The 19,741-nt window shown below is 69.5% G+C and carries 15 protein-coding genes; 11 read left to right on the forward strand and 4 right to left on the reverse strand.

What is annotated here, in order from left to right; all coding sequences use genetic code 11:
* Positions 1-8: 8 nt before the first annotated feature.
* From AB0I18_RS16065 to AB0I18_RS16090, 6 genes are all read left to right on the forward strand, one after another.
* Complete coding sequence (locus AB0I18_RS16065) at positions 9-992, forward strand: sugar ABC transporter permease (protein WP_363106086.1); 984 nt, start codon at positions 9-11, stop codon at positions 990-992.
* An 11-nt stretch (positions 993-1,003) separates the two neighbouring features.
* Entirely contained in the window at positions 1,004-1,825 is an 822-nt protein-coding gene (locus AB0I18_RS16070) for a carbohydrate ABC transporter permease (protein WP_363106087.1), read from the forward strand.
* Between the two features lie 135 nt (positions 1,826-1,960).
* Complete coding sequence (locus AB0I18_RS16075; protein WP_363106088.1) at positions 1,961-3,742, forward strand: trehalase family glycosidase; 1,782 nt, start codon at positions 1,961-1,963, stop codon at positions 3,740-3,742.
* A gap of 140 nt (positions 3,743-3,882) precedes the next feature.
* Positions 3,883-4,212 (forward strand): hypothetical protein, encoded by a 330-nt coding sequence (locus AB0I18_RS16080; protein WP_363106089.1) that lies wholly within the window; start codon positions 3,883-3,885, stop codon positions 4,210-4,212.
* Positions 4,213-4,348: 136 nt separating this feature from the next.
* Positions 4,349-5,182, forward strand: coding sequence for an LLM class flavin-dependent oxidoreductase (locus AB0I18_RS16085; protein WP_363106090.1), 834 nt, complete (start codon positions 4,349-4,351; stop codon positions 5,180-5,182).
* Positions 5,183-5,321: 139 nt separating this feature from the next.
* Positions 5,322-5,612: a zinc-ribbon domain-containing protein gene (locus AB0I18_RS16090; RefSeq protein ID WP_363106091.1), complete on the forward strand. Its 291-nt coding sequence runs from the start codon at positions 5,322-5,324 to the stop codon at positions 5,610-5,612.
* Between the two features lie 53 nt (positions 5,613-5,665).
* On the opposite strand, the gene AB0I18_RS16095 is transcribed toward AB0I18_RS16090, so the two are convergent.
* From AB0I18_RS16095 to AB0I18_RS16110, 4 genes are all read right to left on the reverse strand, one after another.
* Positions 5,666-7,159, reverse strand: a complete 1,494-nt coding sequence (locus tag AB0I18_RS16095; protein ID WP_363106092.1) for a family 43 glycosylhydrolase — start codon at positions 7,157-7,159, stop codon at positions 5,666-5,668.
* A 14-nt stretch (positions 7,160-7,173) separates the two neighbouring features.
* Positions 7,174-10,425, reverse strand: a complete 3,252-nt coding sequence (locus AB0I18_RS16100; protein ID WP_363106093.1) for a discoidin domain-containing protein — start codon at positions 10,423-10,425, stop codon at positions 7,174-7,176.
* Positions 10,422-10,559, reverse strand: coding sequence for a hypothetical protein (locus AB0I18_RS16105; protein ID WP_363106094.1), 138 nt, complete (start codon positions 10,557-10,559; stop codon positions 10,422-10,424). Before AB0I18_RS16105 ends, AB0I18_RS16100 begins: the two co-directional genes overlap by 4 nt.
* Before the next feature lie 272 nt (positions 10,560-10,831).
* On the reverse strand, positions 10,832-11,860 hold the full coding sequence (locus tag AB0I18_RS16110) for a LacI family DNA-binding transcriptional regulator (protein ID WP_363106095.1): 1,029 nt from the start codon (positions 11,858-11,860) through the stop codon (positions 10,832-10,834).
* A 250-nt stretch (positions 11,861-12,110) separates the two neighbouring features.
* Here AB0I18_RS16110 and AB0I18_RS16115 point away from each other — a divergent pair, with 250 nt between their 5' ends.
* The 5 genes from AB0I18_RS16115 to AB0I18_RS16135 all read left to right on the forward strand — a co-directional run bounded on the left by AB0I18_RS16115 (position 12,111) and on the right by AB0I18_RS16135 (position 19,690).
* Positions 12,111-13,427, forward strand: a complete 1,317-nt coding sequence (locus tag AB0I18_RS16115; protein WP_363106096.1) for a sugar ABC transporter substrate-binding protein — start codon at positions 12,111-12,113, stop codon at positions 13,425-13,427.
* Positions 13,428-13,506: 79 nt separating this feature from the next.
* Positions 13,507-14,469: a sugar ABC transporter permease gene (locus AB0I18_RS16120; protein ID WP_363106097.1), complete on the forward strand. Its 963-nt coding sequence runs from the start codon at positions 13,507-13,509 to the stop codon at positions 14,467-14,469.
* 28 nt (positions 14,470-14,497) lie between these two features.
* Positions 14,498-15,319: a carbohydrate ABC transporter permease gene (locus AB0I18_RS16125; protein WP_363106176.1), complete on the forward strand. Its 822-nt coding sequence runs from the start codon at positions 14,498-14,500 to the stop codon at positions 15,317-15,319.
* A 53-nt stretch (positions 15,320-15,372) separates the two neighbouring features.
* Complete coding sequence (locus AB0I18_RS16130; protein WP_363106098.1) at positions 15,373-17,376, forward strand: beta-L-arabinofuranosidase domain-containing protein; 2,004 nt, start codon at positions 15,373-15,375, stop codon at positions 17,374-17,376.
* 151 nt (positions 17,377-17,527) lie between these two features.
* Positions 17,528-19,690 carry a beta-L-arabinofuranosidase domain-containing protein gene (locus AB0I18_RS16135; RefSeq protein ID WP_363106099.1) on the forward strand — a complete coding sequence of 721 codons (2,163 nt, stop codon included), beginning with the start codon at positions 17,528-17,530 and terminating at the stop codon, positions 19,688-19,690.
* Positions 19,691-19,741 lie beyond the last annotated feature (51 nt).

The raw sequence follows: 19,741 nt of genomic DNA on the forward strand, positions 1-19,741 counted from the left end.
GCTTCTTGATGAACCGCACGACACACCCGCCGGACCGCCGGCCGGTGCGCGACCGGAACGGGGCGGCCACCGCCGCCCCGCCCCCGGCACGCGTGACGACCCGGCGCCGTCCCACGTCCCAGCAGTGGGCCGCCTGGGGATTCCTCACCCCGGTGGTCCTCTACCTCGGCCTCTTCTACGCCTACCCGCTCTACCGCAACATCGACCTGAGCCTGCGCAACTACACCGTCCGCTCCTTCGTCCAGGGCGACGCACCGTTCACAGGCCTGAAGAACTACCTGACCGTCTTCGACGACCCGACGTTCGCCCCCGCACTCCTGCACACCGTGGTGTTCACCACCGTGTCGCTGGTCTTCCAGTACGCCATCGGTCTGGCCCTCGCGGTCTTCTTCAGCCAGCACTTCCGCCTCTCCGCGATCCTGCGCGCGCTGTTCCTGGTGCCCTGGCTGCTGCCGCTGATCGTGTCGGCCTCCACCTGGTCGTGGATGCTCAACAGCGACTCCGGCATCGTCAACGCCGCCCTGAACGTGGTCGGTATCGGCCCGGTGAACTGGCTCACCTCGCCCTCGTGGTCGCTGACTTCGGTGATCCTCGCGAACATCTGGATCGGCGTCCCCTTCAACCTGGTCGTCCTCTACAGCGGTCTGCAGTCGATCCCCGCCAGCCTGTACGAGGCCGCGGCCCTCGACGGCGCGAACGCCTGGCAGCGGTTCTGGCGCATCACCTTCCCGCTGCTGCGCCCGGTGTCCGCCATCACCCTGCTGCTGGGGCTCGTCTACACACTCAAGGTCTTCGACATCATCTGGATCATGACCAAGGGTGGCCCGGCGGACGCGTCCACCACCTTCGCCACCTGGTCCTACCAACTCGGCTTCGGTAACCTGCTGCCCGCCTTCGGCCCGGGTGCGGCCGTCGGAAACCTGCTGGTCGTCGCGGCTCTGGTATTCGGACTGGTCTACATGAGGGTCCAGCGAAAGCAGGGACTGTCATGACAGGAACCGCCGTGAACCGACGCAGCCGTACGTGGTGGAAGACGGCCATCGGCCTGCTGCTGACCGCGGTCATGCTCTTCCCGGTCTACTGGATGCTGAACGTGTCCTTCACCCCCGACCAGGACATGCGCAAGAGCCCGCCGGACCTGTTCCCCGTCAACGCCACCCTGGACGGCTATCGAGCCGTCCTTGACCAGCAGTTGCCCTACCTCGGCACCAGCCTCGTCATCGGCCTGGGCACCGTCGTGCTGACCGTGGCACTGGCCGCGCCCGCCGGCTACGCGCTGGCCAAGCTGCGCCCGCGCGGCGGCGGAGTCCTCTCCTTCGTCCTGCTGGCCGCCCAGATGATCCCCGGAATCATCATGGCGATGGGCTTCTACGCCATCTACCTCAGCCTCGGCCTGCTCCAGTCCGTCCCCGGTCTGATCGTCGCCGACTCGACCCTGGCCGTCCCCTTCGCCGTACTCATCTTCACCGCCTTCATGTCCGGCATCCCCGGCGAACTGCTCCAGGCCGCGAAGACGGACGGCGCCGGACCCCTGCGCACCTTCTGGTCCATCGTCCTGCCGATGAGCCGCAACTCCGTCGTCACGGTGTCCCTGTTCGCGTTCCTGTGGTCCTGGTCCGACTTCATCTTCGCCAGCACCCTCGTCAACGGCGGCGCCCACGAGCCGATCACCCTCGGCATCTACCAGTACATCGGCAACAACAACCAGGAGTGGAACGCCATCATGGCCACCGCCGTCGTGGCCTCGCTCCCGGCCGCGGTCATCCTCGTACTCGCCCAGCGGTACGTCGCCGCCGGCGTGACCGCCGGAGCCGTCAAGGACTGACACCGGGCCCACCGACCGTACGAGGCCGTGCCGTCCGACCGCCCGTGGCTCCACCGCCGGTCCCGCCCGGCCGGACCGACCACCGTGCCGAAAAAGCCACTGCACAACAGCAGCCGAAGAAACGAGTAACGCTTCATGACCGCCGCCCGATCCGGCCCGGCCTTCTCCGTCCACGACATTCCGTTCAGCTTCCACGGGTCCTGGTTCGGTATCTCGCCCGTGCTCGCCGAGAAGACACGCGCCGACGACCTCCACCTCGTCTCGCACCAGAACGGCATGCACCCCGTCCTGTGCTTCGTCCCCAGGGACACGGCGACGGGCGACCGGGCAGAGACCCTCGTGGACGCGACACCCGGCCGGCTCAGCTGGACGGGCCCGAGCGGGCACATAGACCTCGCCTACGAGACACCGGACACCGTCCGCCTGCGCGGCGAGGGGCTGGACCTGCGCGTCACCGCGGCGGCGAAGGCCCTGACGCCGTTCAGCGGCAGCTACTTCTACCGTGACCCGGTGGACGGCGCGCACCTGTTCACCTCGTACGAGACCGGTCGCCGCTACCGGATCACCGTGCTGTCCGGCAGAGTGGCCGACTCATCCGGCACGCAGGCCCTGGGCAGTGCCGACCGCGGCCTCACGATCACCGCCGATGTCGATGCCGGTGGAGGTGCCGGTGCCGACGGAGCCTGGGAGGTCGCCGTCGAGGAACTCGACTCGGCGCGGCGGCCCTTCACCTCGTCGGCGACGTTCGACCAGGTCGTGAGGGCCGCGCAACGCTCATTCGCCGAGTTCGCCGACACGGTCGCCCCCTGGCGCTCGTCCGGCACCCCGGCCGCCGAACTCGCCGCCTACGTCGTGTGGTCCGCGACCGTGAACCCGGCGGGCCTGGTCACCCGGCCCGCGGTGCTGATGTCCAAGCACTGGATGGACAAGGTCTGGAGCTGGGACCACTGCTTCAACGCCCTTGCCCTGGCCCCCGGTTCACCTGATCTGGCGTGGGACCAGTTCTCGCTGCCCTTCGACCACCAGGACGACAGCGGGGCGCTGCCCGACTCGGTCACCCACTCCGAGATCCTCTACAACTTCGTCAAGCCGCCCATTCACGGCTGGACCCTGGGCCACCTGCGCAGACGGCTCCCCGAACCCCTCGGCCAGGCGGAACTCGCGGAGACCTACCGCAGGCTGGAACGCTGGACGGACTTCTGGCTCACCACCCGGCGAGCGCCCGGCGCCGCCCTGCCCCACTACCAGCACGGCAACGACAGCGGCTGGGACAACGCCACCACCTTCGACCCCGAGCGCGTGATCGTCACCGCCGACCTGGCGGCCTTCCTCATCCTCCAGCTGCGTGAACTCGCCGATCTGGCAACGGAATTGGGGAGACCCGACGATGCCCGGCGGTGGACGCGTACGGCTGACGCGACCCAGGCCGCGATGCTCGACCAGCTGTGGACCGGGGACCGTTTCGCCGCCCGTTCAGTCCACGGCCAGGAGTCCTGGACGAGTTCCAGCCTGCTCGACCTGATGCCGATCGCGCTGGGCGAACACCTGCCGGAAAGCGTCAGCAGCGTGCTGGCCGACCGTATCGAGTCCCACCTCACCCCGCACGGCCTGGCCACCGAGCTGCCCACCTCGCCCCACTACCGCTCCGACGGCTACTGGCGCGGCCCCATCTGGGCCCCGGCCACCGTCCTCATCGAGGACGGCCTGCGCCGCAGCGGCCACCACCGCCTCGCGGACGAGATCAGCGCCCGCTTCCGCACCCTGTGCGAGACCCACGGCTTCGCCGAGAACTTCGACGCCCTGACCGGCGCGGGTCTGCGCGACCGCGCCTACACCTGGACCGCCAGCAGCTACCTCCTCCTCGCCGAAGCCCACGAATTCCGCCGTACCGCACCCGCCGAGGCCGTCGGCGGCTGACAACGCCCTGGACGCGCCGCGCCCAAGGGCGCTCGCCGACCGCGAACGCGCTTCGGCCGAACGGATCCGCGGGGACCTGGATGTTCATGCCGCTTCATCAACCGCGTACCGTGGAGGCATCACGACCGGAGGTCACACACATGTCCGCGCAACCGCACGAGCCGACCCCGCAGACCGACTCGGACTCGGACTGGCCAGAACACGCCGACGGCCCGCAGACGCTCGCCGAGCTGCGAGCCGCCCTCGCGGTGATCAGCCCCGACGCGTTGACCGCCTTCAACGCCCGGCTCGACACCGCGACGTTCGGCGAGGACCAGGCTGAGATCATCGCCAAGGCCCGCCGCACCGTGGCGTTCGCGAACCGCGCCGAAGCGGAGAGTTCCGTGGCCTCCTCCCCGGACGAGACGGCCGGAGCGCAGTCGGCAGAGGATCTGTGGGCCCACCTCGACGTGCGGGACAGCGCCTCGTAACCCACTGACTCGTCAACCTTCCGCCCCGCCGGTACGAGGCGTTCGCCCGTCTCTCCGGCGCGGCCGGAATGCCGAACACGGCAGACCGGCTTCCGGCCGCCCGCGGAAACCGGCGAGGCTCCGGAGAAGATCCCTCATGAACGAGAACTTGCGCTTTGGCGTCTACCTGCCGCCGTTCGGCCCGTTCGGCGACCCCAACGTCCTCGTCGAGCTGGCGGTGCGAGCGGAGGCCGCCGGGTGGGACGGTGTGTTTCTGTGGGACCACGTGGTCACCGACGCGATGCCCATCGCCGATCCCTGGACCACGTTGGCGGCCGTCGCGCACGCCACCGAGAATCTGCTGCTCGGCCCGACGGTCACGCCACTGGCCCGGCGGCGGCCCTGGATGGTCGCCCGGCACGCGTCCACCGTCAGCAGGCTCTCCCGGGGACGGCTTGTCGTCGGCACCGGAGTGGGCGTCGACGAGTCCGGTGATTTCAGTGGCTTCGGAGAGCCGACGGACCTGGCGACCCGCTCGGCGATGCTGACCGAGGGGCTCGAACTGATGCGGGCGATGTGGGCAGGCAAGGCGATCCGGCACAGCGGCCCGCACTACCAGGTGGACCTGGCGGCCACGGAACCGGAGCCGCACCGCATTCCGGTCTGGATGGCCAGTTCCACCAACAACCCGCGGGTGATCAGCCGTGCCTCCGGCTGCGACGGCATCTTCCCGAACCCGGCCGACCACGAGCTGATCCCGGAGGAGGTCGCCGACATCCGCCGGCGGTTGCACCGCGCCGGCCTGCCTGCCGACCGGCCGTACGACATCGTCGTCCGCGGCAACGCGAGTCCCGCATGGCAGGAGGACAAGAACGTCGATCTCGGGGGACTCGCCCAGGCAGGCATGACCTGGTGGCTGGAGTCACTGATCCACTTCGACCCGCTGGAACTCTCGATGGCGGTCGTCGACGCCGGACCCCCTCGCATGTGAGCGCACCGGAACCGGGCCGACTCGCGCAGCCGCACCGGACGCCGACCGCACCGACGTGCATGAGACTGTGGTGAGTGAGCGCACCTCGTCGCCTGCCGGCCCCGGGCCGGCAGGCGCTGCCCCAGGAGGGACCAAGAGCATGATCATCTTTGGTAGCAAGGGATACCTGTACCAGCTCGCGATAGTGACGCTGCTGTGCGGCCACTGCGGCAATCCCGCCGCGCACACGCTCAAGAAGCGCGTCACGAAGTTCACGCTGTTCTTCGTTCCGCTGTTCCCGTTCTCGACGAAGTACGTGACCCAGTGCACCTTCTGCGGCGCGGAGCAGAAGGTGACCAAGGAGCAGGCCGAGCAGCTGCAGAAGCAGGGTGCGAGCGGCCACGGCGGCCAGCCGTACGGGCAGCCGCAGCAGCAGCCGTACCAGTCCTGAAGCGGCCCAGGGCCGGTGCGGTCGGCGGCACGACAGAAGCCGGGATCGTCCGGTTACTCCCCTGATGGTGCGGTCAGTGTGACGCCGAGGGCCACCGGTGTGCCGAAGTTCGGAGTGCCGTCGGCGTTCCAGGTGAACTTCTGCGCTCTGGTGGACCGGTTCATGTCGCAGCCACCGCCGGCCGAGTCGTTGGCGTGGTAGACCATCCAGTCCTCGGTCCCGTCCGGCGACTTGAAGAAGCCGTTGTGGCCGGGGCCGTACACACCGTTGGCGTTGGACCGCTGGAAGACCGGGTTGGGGGACTTGACCCAGGACGAGGAGCTGAGCGCGTCGCCGCCGTTGTAGGTGAGCATCCCCAGCTTGTAGTCGGGTGTGGAGCAGTGGCTGGCGGAGTAGACGATGAACGTCTTCCCACCCCGCTGGAGGACCTCGGCGCCTTCGTTGACCGCGCCGCCGACCGTCTCCCAGCTGTAGGTCGGGGTGGACAGCACCCGGCGGGTGCCGCTCGCGGTCCACGGGTTGGACAGCGGGCGGATGAACATGGGCTGCGAGCCGTTGTAGAAGGTGCCGAGGAGGTAGAGCCGGCCGTTCAACTGGAGGATGCCCGGGTCCAGTTCCCAGGTGTTGTCCTGGGTCGGGTCGAGCAGGTCGGCCTTGAAGCTGTAGGGCCCCATCGGGTCCAGGCCGGCGCTTTCCAGCACATGGATCCGCTGGGTGCCCAGGTCGTACGGCTCCCGCCCGGCCGTGTAGTAGAAGTACCACCGCTTCCCGTTGGGTCCGTCGAGCAGGTGGAACTCCGGGGCCCACATCGTGCCGGCGCCGTTGGGCCGGGTCAGGTTGAAGATCACCTGGTCGGTGGCCGTGGCGAGTCCGGCGAGAGTGCTCGCCTTGCGCATGGTGATCGTCGAGTTCCAGGTGGTCGTGGCGAGGTAGTAGGAGCCGTCGTGGTACGTGAGCCAGGGATCGGGTCCGCGCTGGGAGAGCGGGTTGGTGAACGTGCGTGTGCCCGTGCCGTCGCCCGTGAAGCCGGGCAGCCGCCACACCCTGCCGTTCGCGGCGGCGCACGGGAGTTGCACCAGGCCGGTGTTCGAGGCCGACGAACCGCCGCTCGGCGTCACGCACTTGCCCGAGCCGGCGGAGACCAGGTTGAAGGTCTTGTCGGTTCCGGAGACCGGCACGGGAACGAGCCGCCACCGCTGGTTCGTTCCGTTGTGGCAGGGCCACTGGATGATCGTGGCGTTGTCCGCCGTGGACGCCCCGGAGACGTCGACGCACTGGCCGGACTGCGTGGTGATCGTGTACGTGTCGGCCGTCCCCGCGACCGGGGTGTAGCCGAAGTTCTGGTTCGCGCCGGAGCCGCAGGCGAAGGCGCGCAGCTGAGTTCCGTTGGTCGTCGAACTGCCGGGCAGGTCAAGGCAGTTGCCGCCGTTCTGGTTCACTCCCGTCGAGGCGAACGTGACGGCGGCGGTTGCGGGCGGCGCCACCAGGAGGGCGACCACCATGGCGAGCACGGCGGTGAGTACGGCCGTACATCTGGATCTGGTCACTGAGTCACATCCCTTCAGGGTCCGTACGCCTTGACTTCGAGAAGGCCCACGGAGCTGCTGCCGGTGCCGGTGAGCAGCACCCGTAGCCGGGTGGTGTTCGTGGGGGTGAAGGTGACGGTGTTGTACTGGTTCTTGGCCAGCGGGTAGGTGCCGGCGCCGGGCACGTCGACGTAGGCGCTGCCGTTCCAGTACTGGAGCTTCCATGAGGCGGGCATGTCGATGCCCTGGTCGTCGTCGAAGAAGTACACCTCGGCCTTGTCGAGGGTCTTGGCCGAGGGCCAGGTCAGCTCGGCCCACTGCTGGCCGGTCTCCGGCCAGGTGCCCCAGCGCGGGTTGACGGTGTCGTTGGACGACGGCGGGTCGATCCCGTCGTTGACCGCGGCGACGCTCTCCCAGGAGGACGTGTACGACGCGGACGCCGTCGCGGACGCGGCCAGGTTGGCCGGTGGCTGGACGCCGCCCCGGTTGTGGACCTTGACCTCGGTGAGGCCCGTTTTGGCCCCGGAGGTGTTGGTGGCCAGCACTCGGATGCGCTGGGCGCTGATCGCCGGGAACCGCACCAGGTTGTAGTTGGCCCGGGGCGCGTCCGGGGTCTTGGTCTGGGCTGGTGTGTTCACCCAGGAACTGCCGTTGTGGTACTGGATGGTGTACGCGGACGGGGCCCGGTAGGTGGTGCTCGCCGGGCGGCTGTCCTTGAAGTACAGGCGCACCTCGTTGAGCGTACGGGCGGTGCCGAAGTTCAGCTCGTACCAGTCCTGGCTGTTGGGGGAGCCGCCGGCGCCCCAGAACGGTTCGTTGGTGGGGTATCCGTTGACCGCTCCCGAGACGGTGCTGCCCGATCCGGTGTGGGAGGCGGACACGGTCGCGCCGGCGGCGAGGTTGGCCGGGGCGGCGGTCAGGTCGACGCCGGCCTTGGCGAGCATGTCGACCATCTGCGGGCTGTTCTGCTCGACCTGGTTGGGGGCCTTGAGCCCGGCGACGGCCGTCTTGTGGGTGACCGTGCCGTTCGTGGCGACGTCTCCGGTGGCCGGGTCCCAGGTGAAGGGCACCAGTGAGCTGACGGTGGCGGCCCGGCTGCCGTTGACGTAGATCGAGTAGCCCTCCGGGATACCGGGGTAGCGGACCACACCGTCGGCCGGATCGTCCCAGACGACGGACAGGTCGGCGCCCCGGTAGCGGAGGTTGTTGACGGTGAAGTGGCTCCAGCCGATGTCGATCGGTGAGAGCTCGACCTTGGCGTCGTTGCGTGGCCGCAGTCCCGCGACGTCCTCGATCACGGTCCAGTTGCTGCTGCCCAGGATGTTGTGGTGGATCCAGGAGCGGTAGTCGATCGAGCTGCCGTTCCAGTCGGCCCAGAACTCGTTGGCGTCGGGCCACTGGGTGTTGCCGCCGACGTACTGCGCCCAGGTGTTCCAGTAGAGCAGTTTCTTGTAGTCGGTCGCGTTCATCCAGGAGTTGGAGTAGTTGCGCAGCACCGAGGAGTAGAGCCGGAACTGCACGGTGGAGTTGATGGTGGAGAAGTTGTTGGAGCCCGGATTCCCGGCGTCGGCAGCCGCTTTCTTGTCGACCTGGTTGGCCGTGTAGAAGGGGAAGACGGGGTACTGGGCCGGGTCGTCGTACAGGCGCAGGGCCTGCTTGTAGGCCGCGGTGTCGGGGACGGCGCCGACCGAGAACGGGTAGTAGTTGTTGATCTCCTTCCAGGGCACCCATTCGTTGGTCGACTTCAACCGGTGTTCGAACAACTGCCGGTTGGGATTCCACAGCACGTTGACGATGGCGTCCTTGATCTGCGTCGCGAGCGTGCGCATCTCGGTGGCCTTGGCCGTGTTGCCGGTCGCCTCGTAGGCCTGCGCGGCGGCGAGCGCGCCGCTGTACTGGTAGGCGGACTCGGCGCGGTCCATGGTGCCGGGCTTCCAGTGGAAGGAGACGGCGTCGGCGTCGTTGCCGGTCAGGGCGCCCCAGTCGTACTCGATGAGCTTGTTGTTGTCGCGGTCGTAGTGGGCGAGCTGGCCCTTGACGTCGCCCTCCGCGTAGTGGGCCAGGCTGGCGGCGATCGCGGGCTGGCCGCCGTGGATCTGGTAGCTCTTCCACGCCGCCTCGGCGATGTACTGGGTGTAGCTGTTGGACCAGTTCTCCGGGTCACCGGGGTTGTCGAGGAAACGGCCGCCCTTGGAGGTCTGGCCGACGCTCAGCCAGTCCCCGTACGCGTAGGCCGGGTTGCGCAGGTACTTGAGGTCGTCGATGTGCATGGGCTGAGTGAGGGCGATCGCGTTGTTGTAGCCGAGGACGCCTTCGGTGGAGGTCGGGAACTGGAAGGTCTGCCCGGGGATGTTCGCGTCGAGGCTGTTGAAGCGCATCAGCCACCAGCGGTAGTAGATGTTCTTCTTGATCGCGCCTTCGGGTACGTCGATGTAGGGCACGTTCTGCGCCCACCACAGGTTGTAGGCCCTCACGTGGGTGGCGAACGCGGTCGCGTTGGAGTAGCCCGCGTAGGCGTTGTACTCGGTGAGGGATTCGGGGATCTCGTCGGTGACGAAGCCCATGACGACCTTGGTGGTCACTGTGGCTCCGGCCGCGATCGTCACGGACCGGGTGAGGCCGCCGCCGGAGGCGGTGAATCCGTCGCCGGTGAGCCGGGGGCGGACGGTGGTGAGGTTGTTGTAGGCGTTGACCTGCCCGGTCAGCTCGCTGCCGGTGCCCGTGGTGGCGTACGGGGAGGTCGCCCTCAACTGGAGTGTGGTGGGGCCGCTGCCGTTGTTCTTGATCGACAGGTTGGTCACGGCGACGTTGTTGTCGGTGATGAACTTGGTCTGGTTGACCGTGACAGAGCCGCTGGTGTGCACGCTCTTCCAGTGGCTGGGTGCCTGCCAGCGCTGGGAGACCTGTTCCGTGAAGGTGCCCGGGCTGATCGCGACGCTGTAGGCGTTGTTGTCGTTGATGCTCTCCCAGTAGGCGGCGTGGCCACCGAAGCCGAGCACCGCGGGATCGTGGGTCTTCATGAAGAGCGCACGGCCACGGCTCATCAGCCAGGGGCCGGCCGGGTCGTTGCCGGAGCGGGCCAGCAGCCGGTCCATCCAGAAGTCGGTCCCCGAACTCTCCGCGTCGTAGATGCTCCGCATCATGTCGCCGGTCGTGTGGGCGACGGGCGGGGCCGGGATCGCGGGGCCGGTGAAGGTGGGGAACCCGATGGTCTGCGCGGCGTGCGCCGGGGTCGCGGTGACGACGGAACAGACGATGAGCGCCAGTACGAGGAGCAGTCGCTTCACGACAGGGCCCGCCGTTCACGGATGCGGGAGGCGCTGTTGACCTCGGTGTCGGCCTCGCCGGCCCTTGGTGAGGCGAAGCGGCACGGGGCGTGGGTGACGTCCCTTCCGGGGGACGCCGTCCGTCGTCTTCTCATCGGGTGCTCCCTGTCCGGTTGACGGCACGCGCCTGCCCCCGGACGTGCGGGGCGACGGGGCATCGGCCGCCATCGCTTATGTTGTGCTCATGACATACAGCTGTGCACGTGGAAGCGCTGAAGAGCGAAAAGAGGGGACCTGTGAGGCGGAAGGTCCCGGCGTGCCCGGGAGGTTCTGAAACGACCTGAAAGGTTTTCGCAACGTAGATCTGTGCTCTGGAAGTGTCAAGGGGGATGGGTGCGACCCGACGCGACGCGGTCCGCCCCGACGCTCAGGACAGGGCTGCCGTGGACCCCCTGATCACCACCCGGCAGGGCAGGGTCTCCACGCCCGCCCGCCGCGTCCCGGAGATCGCGCTGAACAGGGCGTGCGCGGCGGCCCGCCCGACCTGTTCGAGGTTCATGTCGACGCTGGTCAGCGGCGGGCGGGAGGCGGAGGTCAGTACCCGCCAGTTGTCGAAGCCCATGACGGCCACGTCCTCCGGCACCCGGTGGCCGCGCTCGCGCAGTACGTCCATGACACCGCGGGCGATCTGGTCGCTGCCGCACAGAACGGCGTCGACGTCCGGGTGCCGGTCGAGCAGCATCGCGGTGGCCGCCCGTCCCCAGCCCTCCGACCAGACCCCGAACCGCGGTTCGCCGACCAGGGCGAGGCCGGCGTCGGCGAGCGCGGCCCGGGCGCCCTCGGCCCGCTCCCGCGCCGCCAGGTATCCGGGGTCGCCGGTGATGTGCGCGATCCGGGTACGGCCGCAGGCGAGCAGGTGGTCCACCGCGATCCGGCCGGCGCCCACGCTGTCGGGGACGATGGACAGATCCGCCGGGTCCTCCGACGGCGCGTACGCGTAGACGACGGGCACGGGCAACTCGCGGCCCAGGGACGGCCGCGGGTCGGTCCGGCTGCCCACCACGATGAGGCCGTCGACCCGGCGGCCGAGCAGCGCGCGGACGTGGTGCTGCTCGCGGATCGCGTCGCCGCGGGCGTCGCAGAGGAACACCGCGACCGCACCCGCTCCGAACGCGTCCTCGGCTCCCATCAGGATCGGGATGCTGAACCGGCCCTCCAGGTCGCTGGTGAGCAGACCGACGGTGCCCGTGCGCCCGGCGAGCAGGCCGCGGGCCACCTGGTTGGGGCGGAACGACAGCCGCTCGGCCGCGTCGATCACGCGCTGCCGGGTCTCGGCGCGCACCTGGCTGCGGCCGTTGAGGGCCTTGGAGGCGGTGGCGATGGACACGCCGGCCAGCCGGGCGACGTCGCTGAGCGTGGCGGGCCCCGAACGAGCGGGGTCGGTGGCCTGTGCCATGGAGGTTCTCCTGTCTCGCGTCGCGTGCCGAGGCCGTCGAGGGTGACACGTCGCGCGTAAAACCGTACGTGAGAGGTTTCGGTCGGAGAGGTGCGCCATCGGTTTCCCTGGGTTTCGGCAAGCCTTCAGCAACCAGGCTGGGCAAGGGGATTGACGCGAAAACAGCCGGGTCCTAGCTTACAGAAAGCCTTTTCGGTTCATTTCTGCACCAGAGCTCGTCTTAGCAGTTCGTCGCAGAGGGGGGATCGTCGTGGGGAGTACGACCGGACCACGTGGACACATCCGCAGGCTCGCCACCGGTGCCATCGCGCTCCTTGCCGCCGCGAGCCTGGTCACGGCCTGCGGGTCGGGAGACGGCGGTTCGGACGGCAAGGAAGACGGCGCGGCGGCCGGCGCCAACGGCGTCGACGACGGTGCCACGCTGACGATGTGGACGCGGGCGGCGACCCGCCCGCAGAGCGAGGCCCTGGTCAAGGCGTACAACGCGAGCCACGAGAACAAGATCGAGCTGACCGTCATACCCACCGACGACTACCAGGCCAAGGTCGGTGCGGCTGCCGGCGCCCGGGACCTTCCCGACCTGTTCGCCTCCGACGTGGTGTTCGTCCCCAACTACACCTCCAGCGGGCTCTTCGCCGACATCACCGAACGCGTCGACGCCCTGCCCTTCGCCGAGGACCTCGCCCAGTCGCACATCAAGGCCGGTACGTACGAGGACAAGAAGTACGTGGTGCCGCACACCCTCGACCTGTCGGTGCTCTTCTACAACAAGGAGCTCTACCGACGAGCGCAGCTCGACCCCGAGAAGCCGCCCGCCACACTGGTGGAGTGGGACCGTCAGGCACGGGCCGTGGACGCCCTCGGCGGCGGCGTCAACGGCACCTTCTTCGGCGGCAACTGCGGCGGCTGCGGCGTCTTCACCTGGTGGCCCTCCATCTGGGCCGCGGGCGAAGAGGTGCTGAACGAGGAGGGAACGGCGGCAACGCTCTCCTCCGACACCGCGAAGAAGGTCTACGACACCTACCGCGGCTGGGTCGAGGACGACATCGTGGCCCCGGGCGCACGCGACGAGACGGGCACGACCTGGACCGGCGTCTTCCCGAAGGGAAAGGTCGGCGTCATGCCGATGCCTTCGACCACCCTCGGTCTTATGCCCAAGGACCTCGACCTCGGTGTCGCGCCCATCCCGGGCCCCGACGGCGGCAAGTCCACCTTCGTCGGCGGTGACGCCATCGGCATCTCGGCCACCAGCAAGTCGGCCGACCAGGCCTGGAACTTCCTCGCCTGGTCACTGGGCGACAAGGCACAGGTCGACGTGGTCGCCGCCAACAAGGACGTGGTGGCGCGCACCGACCTCGCGTCCAACAAGCACTCCAAGGCGGACCCGCGGCTGGTGACGATCAACGAACTGGTGGCCGAGGGCCGGACCCCGTACGCGCTGAAGTTCGGCCAGACCTTCAACGACCCCAACGGGCCCTGGCTGACCCTGATGCGCGACGCCGTCTTCGGCAAGGCGTCCTCCGTCGACAAGGACAACGACGCGGTCAGCGCGTCACTTGCCGACTGAACGGCACCCGGCGCACACGTCACCCCTCCGCATCAACCCTCCGCATCACCCCTCCCACGTCACACGGCAGAGGAGAGCCATGCAGGTGAAGGCGGCCGACCCGGCGGCGGCCGAACCCCGGACCCGGCCGGAACGCCGGGTCCGTCCGTCCCGCGCCACCCCACCCCGGTGGCGGTCCCGCAAGGTGAAGGGTCTTGCCTACGCGGCCCCCACCGCCGTGTTCGTCGCGGTCTTCTTCCTGCTGCCGCTGCTGCTCGTCGGGCAGATGTCCCTCAGCGACTGGCCGCTCCTCGCGGGAGACCGGGGTGTCAACGCTCCCGAGAACTACACCGACGCCACCGACAGCACCCTGTTCTGGCCCGCGGTCCGCTTCACCCTCCTCTACACCGTGATCGTCACGGTCGTCCTCCTCGGTCTGGCGCTCCTCCTGGCCCTGCTGGTGCAGGAGTTCCGACCCGGCGCGGGCTTCTTCCGCACGGTGTACTTCCTGCCCAGCGCCCTGGGGCTGGCCTCCGCGTCCCTGCTGTTCTGGGGCCTGTACAGCCCCACCACCGGCCCGCTCAGCAGCATCCTGGAAAGCCTCGGCCTCGTCGACGACCCGGTGTCCTTCCTCGGCACACCGACCTCCGCCCTGCTGTCGACGGTCTTCCTCATCGTCTGGAAGTTCGCCGGCTTCTACATGCTGATCCTCCTCGTGGGCCTCCAGCGCATCCCCCAGGAGGTGTTCGAGGCGGCCCGCATGGACGGCGCGAGCCGCGGCCAGATCTTCCGCTCCATCACGCTGCCGCTGCTGCGCCCGTCCCTCGCCCTGACCCTGCTGCTGTGCGTGACCGGATCGCTCCTCGCCTTCGACCAGTTCTTCATCCTCACCAAGGGCGGACCGGACAACAGCACCGTCACCATCGTCCAGTTGATCTACCGGGAGGCCTTCCAGCGGCTGAACCTGGGCACCGCGGCGGCCCTGTCGATCATCGTGCTGGCCGTGCTGCTCCTCCTCAACGTCCTGCAGTTCCGCGGTCTGCGCCGCGCCGACGAGTCATGAGCCGCAGCTCATGAGAAGGGACACCACGGTGCTGACCCGCGCCCTCGGCCGGACGCCCTACTACGTCGTCGCCGGCGGGCTGGCCGTCATCTTCCTCTTCCCGCTGGTGTGGAACGCCTGGGCCTCCGTCAGCGGACAGCCCGGCACCGCGCAGGAATCCGGCTACGGCCTGGGCAACTACCGGACCCTGCTCGACTACGACGCGGGCCTGTGGCGGTACCTCCTCAACAGCACCGTCGTCTCGGCGCTGACCGTCGCCCTGACCCTCGGGGTGTCGCTGCTGGGCGGCTACGCCTTCGCCCGCTTCGAGTTCCCGGGCAAGAACCTGCTGTTCCTGCTGACCCTGGCCATCCTCATGGTCCCGTACGCCACCCTCCTCATCCCCCTCTACGTCCTGCTCGGCAGACTCCACCTGCAGAACTCGCTGATCGGGCTGAGCCTGGTACTGGCCATGTTCCAACTGCCGTTCGCCACCTTCATGATGCGGATCTCCTTCGAGGCGGTGCCCCGCGAACTGGAGGAGTCGGCGCTCGTCGACGGCTGCGGCACGGCGGGCGCGCTGCGCCGCGTCCTCCTGCCGGCCGTGCGACCGGGACTGATCACCGTCGGGCTGTTCGCGTTCCTCGCGGCCTGGAACGACTTCATCGCACCGCTGATCCTCATCTCCGACAGCGAGAAGGCCCCGCTGCCGCTGGCCGTCGCGAACCTGCGGCAACAGAGCATGGGCGCCGTCGACTACGGCGCCACCGAGGCGGGTGTGGTGGTCCTCGCCGTCCCCTGCCTGCTCCTCTTCCTGTTGCTGCAACGGCACTACATACGAGGCTTCATGTCCGGCGCGCTCAAGGGCTGAGCCTCGAACGACCGGGACGGACAAGCGAAGGGACGAACCGAAGGCATGAAGTGGTGAAGGAGAACACAGCGCGGTCACACGTCCTGCCGGTGGCGCCGACCCGCGGCCGGCTGCGACCGCTCGGTCTCGACGAGGTCAGGATCACCGGGGGTTTCTGGGCCCGGCGCCGTCACGTCAACGCGACCGCCACCCTGGGACACTGCCGCGACTGGATGGAACGCGTCGGCTGGACCGGCAACTTCCGGGCCGCCGCCGAGGGCCGGATCCACCGGGACCGGCGCGGCCGGGAGTTCGCCGACTCCGAGCTCTACAAGCTCCTCGAAGCCATGGCCTGGGAGGCCGCCAACGGCCACGACACCCGACTCGACGCGGACATCGCCGCGCTCACCGACGCCGTCGCACCCGCCCAGCAACCGGACGGCTACCTGAACACCGCCTTCGGCCGCCCCGGACAGCAGCCCCGCTACAGCGACCTCGAATGGGGCCACGAGCTCTACTGCCTCGGGTTCCTCATCCAGGCCGGCGTGGCCCAGACCCGGGCCCGGGGCGAGGGCGAACTGGCGAAGATCGCCCGGCGGGCCGCCGACCATGTCTGCGCCACCTTCGGCCCCGGCGGCATCGAGAGCGTCTGCGGCCACCCGCAGATCGAGACGGCCCTGGTGGAGCTGGCCAGACTGACGGGGGAGCAGCGCTACCTCGACCAGGCCGCCCTCTTCGTCGACCGCCGCGGCCACCGCACCCTCGCCGACACCGAGTTCGGCCGCGCCTACTACCAGGACGACCTGCCCGTACGGGAGGCCACGGTGCTGCGCGGCCATGCCGTCCGCGCCCTCTACCTCGCGGCCGGCGCCGTCGACGTGGCCGTGGAGACCGGGGACGACGCACTGCTCGCCGCGGTCGTACGACAGTGGGAGGCCACGGTCGCGCGGCGCACCTATGTGACCGGCGGGATGGGCTCGCACCACCGGGACGAGTCCTTCGGCGACGACTTCGTCCTCCCGCCGGACCGCGCCTACTCGGAGAGCTGCGCCGGCGTCGCCTCCGTGCTGCTCGGCTGGCGGTTGCTGCTGGCCACCGGCGAGCCGCGCTACGCCGACCTCGCCGAGCGGACCCTGTTCAACGTGGTCGCCACCTGCCCGGCGGAGGACGGCCGGGCCTTCTTCTACGCCAACACCCTGCACCGGCGCCACCGGGGCGCCGTGCCCGCCGCGGACGCCGTGAGCCCGCGTGCCGAGTCGGGTCTGCGCGCGCCCTGGTTCGCGGTGTCCTGCTGTCCGACCAACGTGGCACGGACGCTGGCCCAGCTGCCCGCCTACCTGGCCACGGCGGACGACCACGGACTGCAGCTGCACCAGTACGCGGACGCGGAGATCGCCACGTCCCTCGCCGACGGTCACGGCGTCGCGCTGCGGGTCCGTACCGACTACCCGTCCGGCGGGACGGTGACCGTACGGATCGGCAGGTCTCCGGACCGCCCCTGGACCCTCTCGCTGCGCGTGCCCGGGTGGACGGCGGGCGCGACCGCGTGGCTGGTCGACCCGGACGGGGTACGCCGTGCGGTCGCCCCGGGCACGGCCGAGGTCACCCGCGTCTTCCGGCCCGGTGACGAGATACGGCTCGAACTGCCCGTGGCCCCGCGCTGGGTCCGAGCCGACCCGCGCATCGACGCGGTACGCGGCACGGCGGCCGTCCAACGCGGGCCACTGGTGTACTGCGCCGAGTCCGTGGACCTGCCGGGCGGACACGAGGTCGACGCGATACGAGTGGATCCGTCCGCCGAGCCGGCCGACGGACCGGACGGCGCGGGCGGCACCGTCGTCGTCGCCGGCGAACTCGCCACGCACGCCGAGGACAGCGACGCCGGCTGGCCGTACCGGCCGCTCGGCCGTCCCGCCGCGACGTCCGCCGACCGCGCGGGGATCGTCCTGGTGCCCTATCACTCGTGGGCCAACCGCGGGCCGTCGACGATGCGGGTGTGGCTGCCCACCGGAGAACCGGACCGTCCCGGAGAACCAGACCGCCCCGCAGAGTCGGACAGCACCGTCGCAGGAGGGTAGCCGTGCACAGACCGGGAAGGCGCCACCACCGAAGAAGCCTGGCCCTGCCCTGGTCGGAGCAACCGTGATTCCCTCCCCGTCGTGACGCCGTGGTTCCGTCCTGCCGTTCTCCCGCCCGTGCCCACCGACAACTCACGATCGGAGTCCGAGCATGTCCCAACCCCCCACTCGTCGCCGCCTGTTGAGGCTCGCAGCCGGATCAGCGGCCGCCGTTCCACTCGTACAGGCGGTCACGCCGGCGCACGCCGCCCCCACCGGAGCGGCCCTGTCGGCGGCGCCCGCCCAGGCCACTGTGGCTCCGATACCCCTGCCACCCACCTGGGCCGTACAACCCTTTCCCCTCGACCAAGTGACGCTCGGCGACGGCGTCTTCCGCCGCAAGCGCGACCTGATGCTCGACTACGCCAGGTCCTATCCGGCCGACCGGATCCTGGCCGTCTTCCGGGCCAATGCCGGGCTCGACACCCGCGGCGCCCGGCCGCCCGGCGGCTGGGAGACCGCCGACGGCAACCTGCGCGGCCACTACGGCGGGCACTTCCTCACCCTCGTGGCCCAGGCGTACGCGGACACCCGGGAGGCCGCGCTCAAGACCAAGCTCGACTACCTGGTGGGCGCGCTCGGCGAGTGCCAGCAGGCCCTGGCGGAGCACGGCTCGCCGAGACCCAGCCATCCCGGCTACCTCGCGGCGTACCCGGAGACGCAGTTCATCCTGCTGGAGAGCTACACGACGTACCCCACCATCTGGGCGCCGTACTACACCTGCCACAAGATCCTGCGTGGTCTTCTCGACGCGCACACCCTGGCCGGGAACGCGCAGGCCCTGACGATCGCCTCGAAGCTGGGCGACTGGGTGCACAGCCGGCTCGGCCGCCTGCCGAAAGCACAGCTGGAGCGCATGTGGTCGATCTACATCGCCGGTGAGTACGGCGGGATGAACGAGGTGATGGCCGACCTGTACGCCCTCACCGGCCGGCAGGAGCACCTTGCCGCCGCCCGCTGCTTCGACAACACCGCGCTGCTGGACGCCTGCGCCGAGGACCGAGACATCCTGGAGGGCAGGCACGCCAACCAGCACATCCCGCAGTTCACCGGCTATCTGCGGCTGTTCGACCACACGGGGGAAGACGAATACGCCGCCGCGGCCCGCAACTTCTGGGGCATGGTCGCGGGCCCCCGGATGTACAGCCTGGGCGGCACGGGCCAGGGCGAGATGTTCCGCGCCCGGAACGCGATCGCGGCCACCCTCGACGACAAGAACGCCGAGACCTGCGCGACGTACAACATGCTCAAACTGAGCCGGCAGCTGTTCTTCCACGAACCGGACCCCGCCTACATGGACTACTACGAGCGGGGCCTGACCAACCACATCCTCGCCTCCCGCCGGGATGCCCCCGGCACGAGCAGCCCGGACGTCACCTACTTCGTCGGAATGGGCCCGGGGGTCGTGCGCGAGTACGGCAACACCGGCACCTGCTGTGGCGGCACCGGCATGGAGAACCACACCAAGTACCAGGACTCCGTCTACTTCCGCTCCGCCGACGCCAACGCGCTCTACGTCAACCTCTACCTCGCCTCGACACTGCGGTGGCCGGAGCGAGGGCTCGTCATCGAGCAGACGAGCAACTATCCGGCCGAGGGCGTCCGTACCCTGACCTTCCGCGAGGGCGGCGGCAGGCTCGACCTGAGGCTCCGGGTCCCGTCCTGGGCCACGGCAGGTTTCACCGTCACGGTCAACGGGGTCCGGCAGCGAGCCGAGGCGGTGCCCGGCAGTTACCTCACCCTGAGCAGAAACTGGCGGCGCGGCGACCGGATCGCGATCTCCGCTCCCTACCGGCTGCGTATGGAGAGGGCCCTGGACGATCCCGCCGTGCAGTCACTGTTCTACGGTCCTGTCCTGCTGGTCGCCCGCAGCCAGGAAGCGCGGTTCCGCGAGTTCTCCTTCTACAAGGACTTCACGCTCCGGGGCGATCTCGCCGACGCGGTCGAACCCCAGGGCCGCCCGATGCACTTCACCACCCACGGGCTGACCCTGGCCCCGTTCCACGTCGCGGACGACACCCGCTACCACGCCTACTTCAAACGCGCCGAACCCGTGGTCGTGTTCGGTGCGACCGACTCCGGCGTACCGAACCGCGCCCGCGGTGACGGTCTGACCTTCCTCGACGTCCTCTGGGAGCAGGCGCCCTTCATGGACTCCGGCCGTTTCGTGCGGGCGGTACGCACCCTCGCCGACAGCTGGCTGTCCGAGGGGCTGTTCACATCCACCGAGCGGGACCGCGTCGTCGCGGCCGCGGCCGGCGCGGACATGAGCTGAGCGAAAGGGGAGGCAAAAGGGGGAAGGGGGAGGGAGGAGGGAGCCTGCCCG

The sequence above is a fragment of the Streptomyces sp. NPDC050704 genome (assembly GCF_040654355.1).
In the GTDB taxonomy this organism is placed as follows: domain Bacteria; phylum Actinomycetota; class Actinomycetes; order Streptomycetales; family Streptomycetaceae; genus Streptomyces.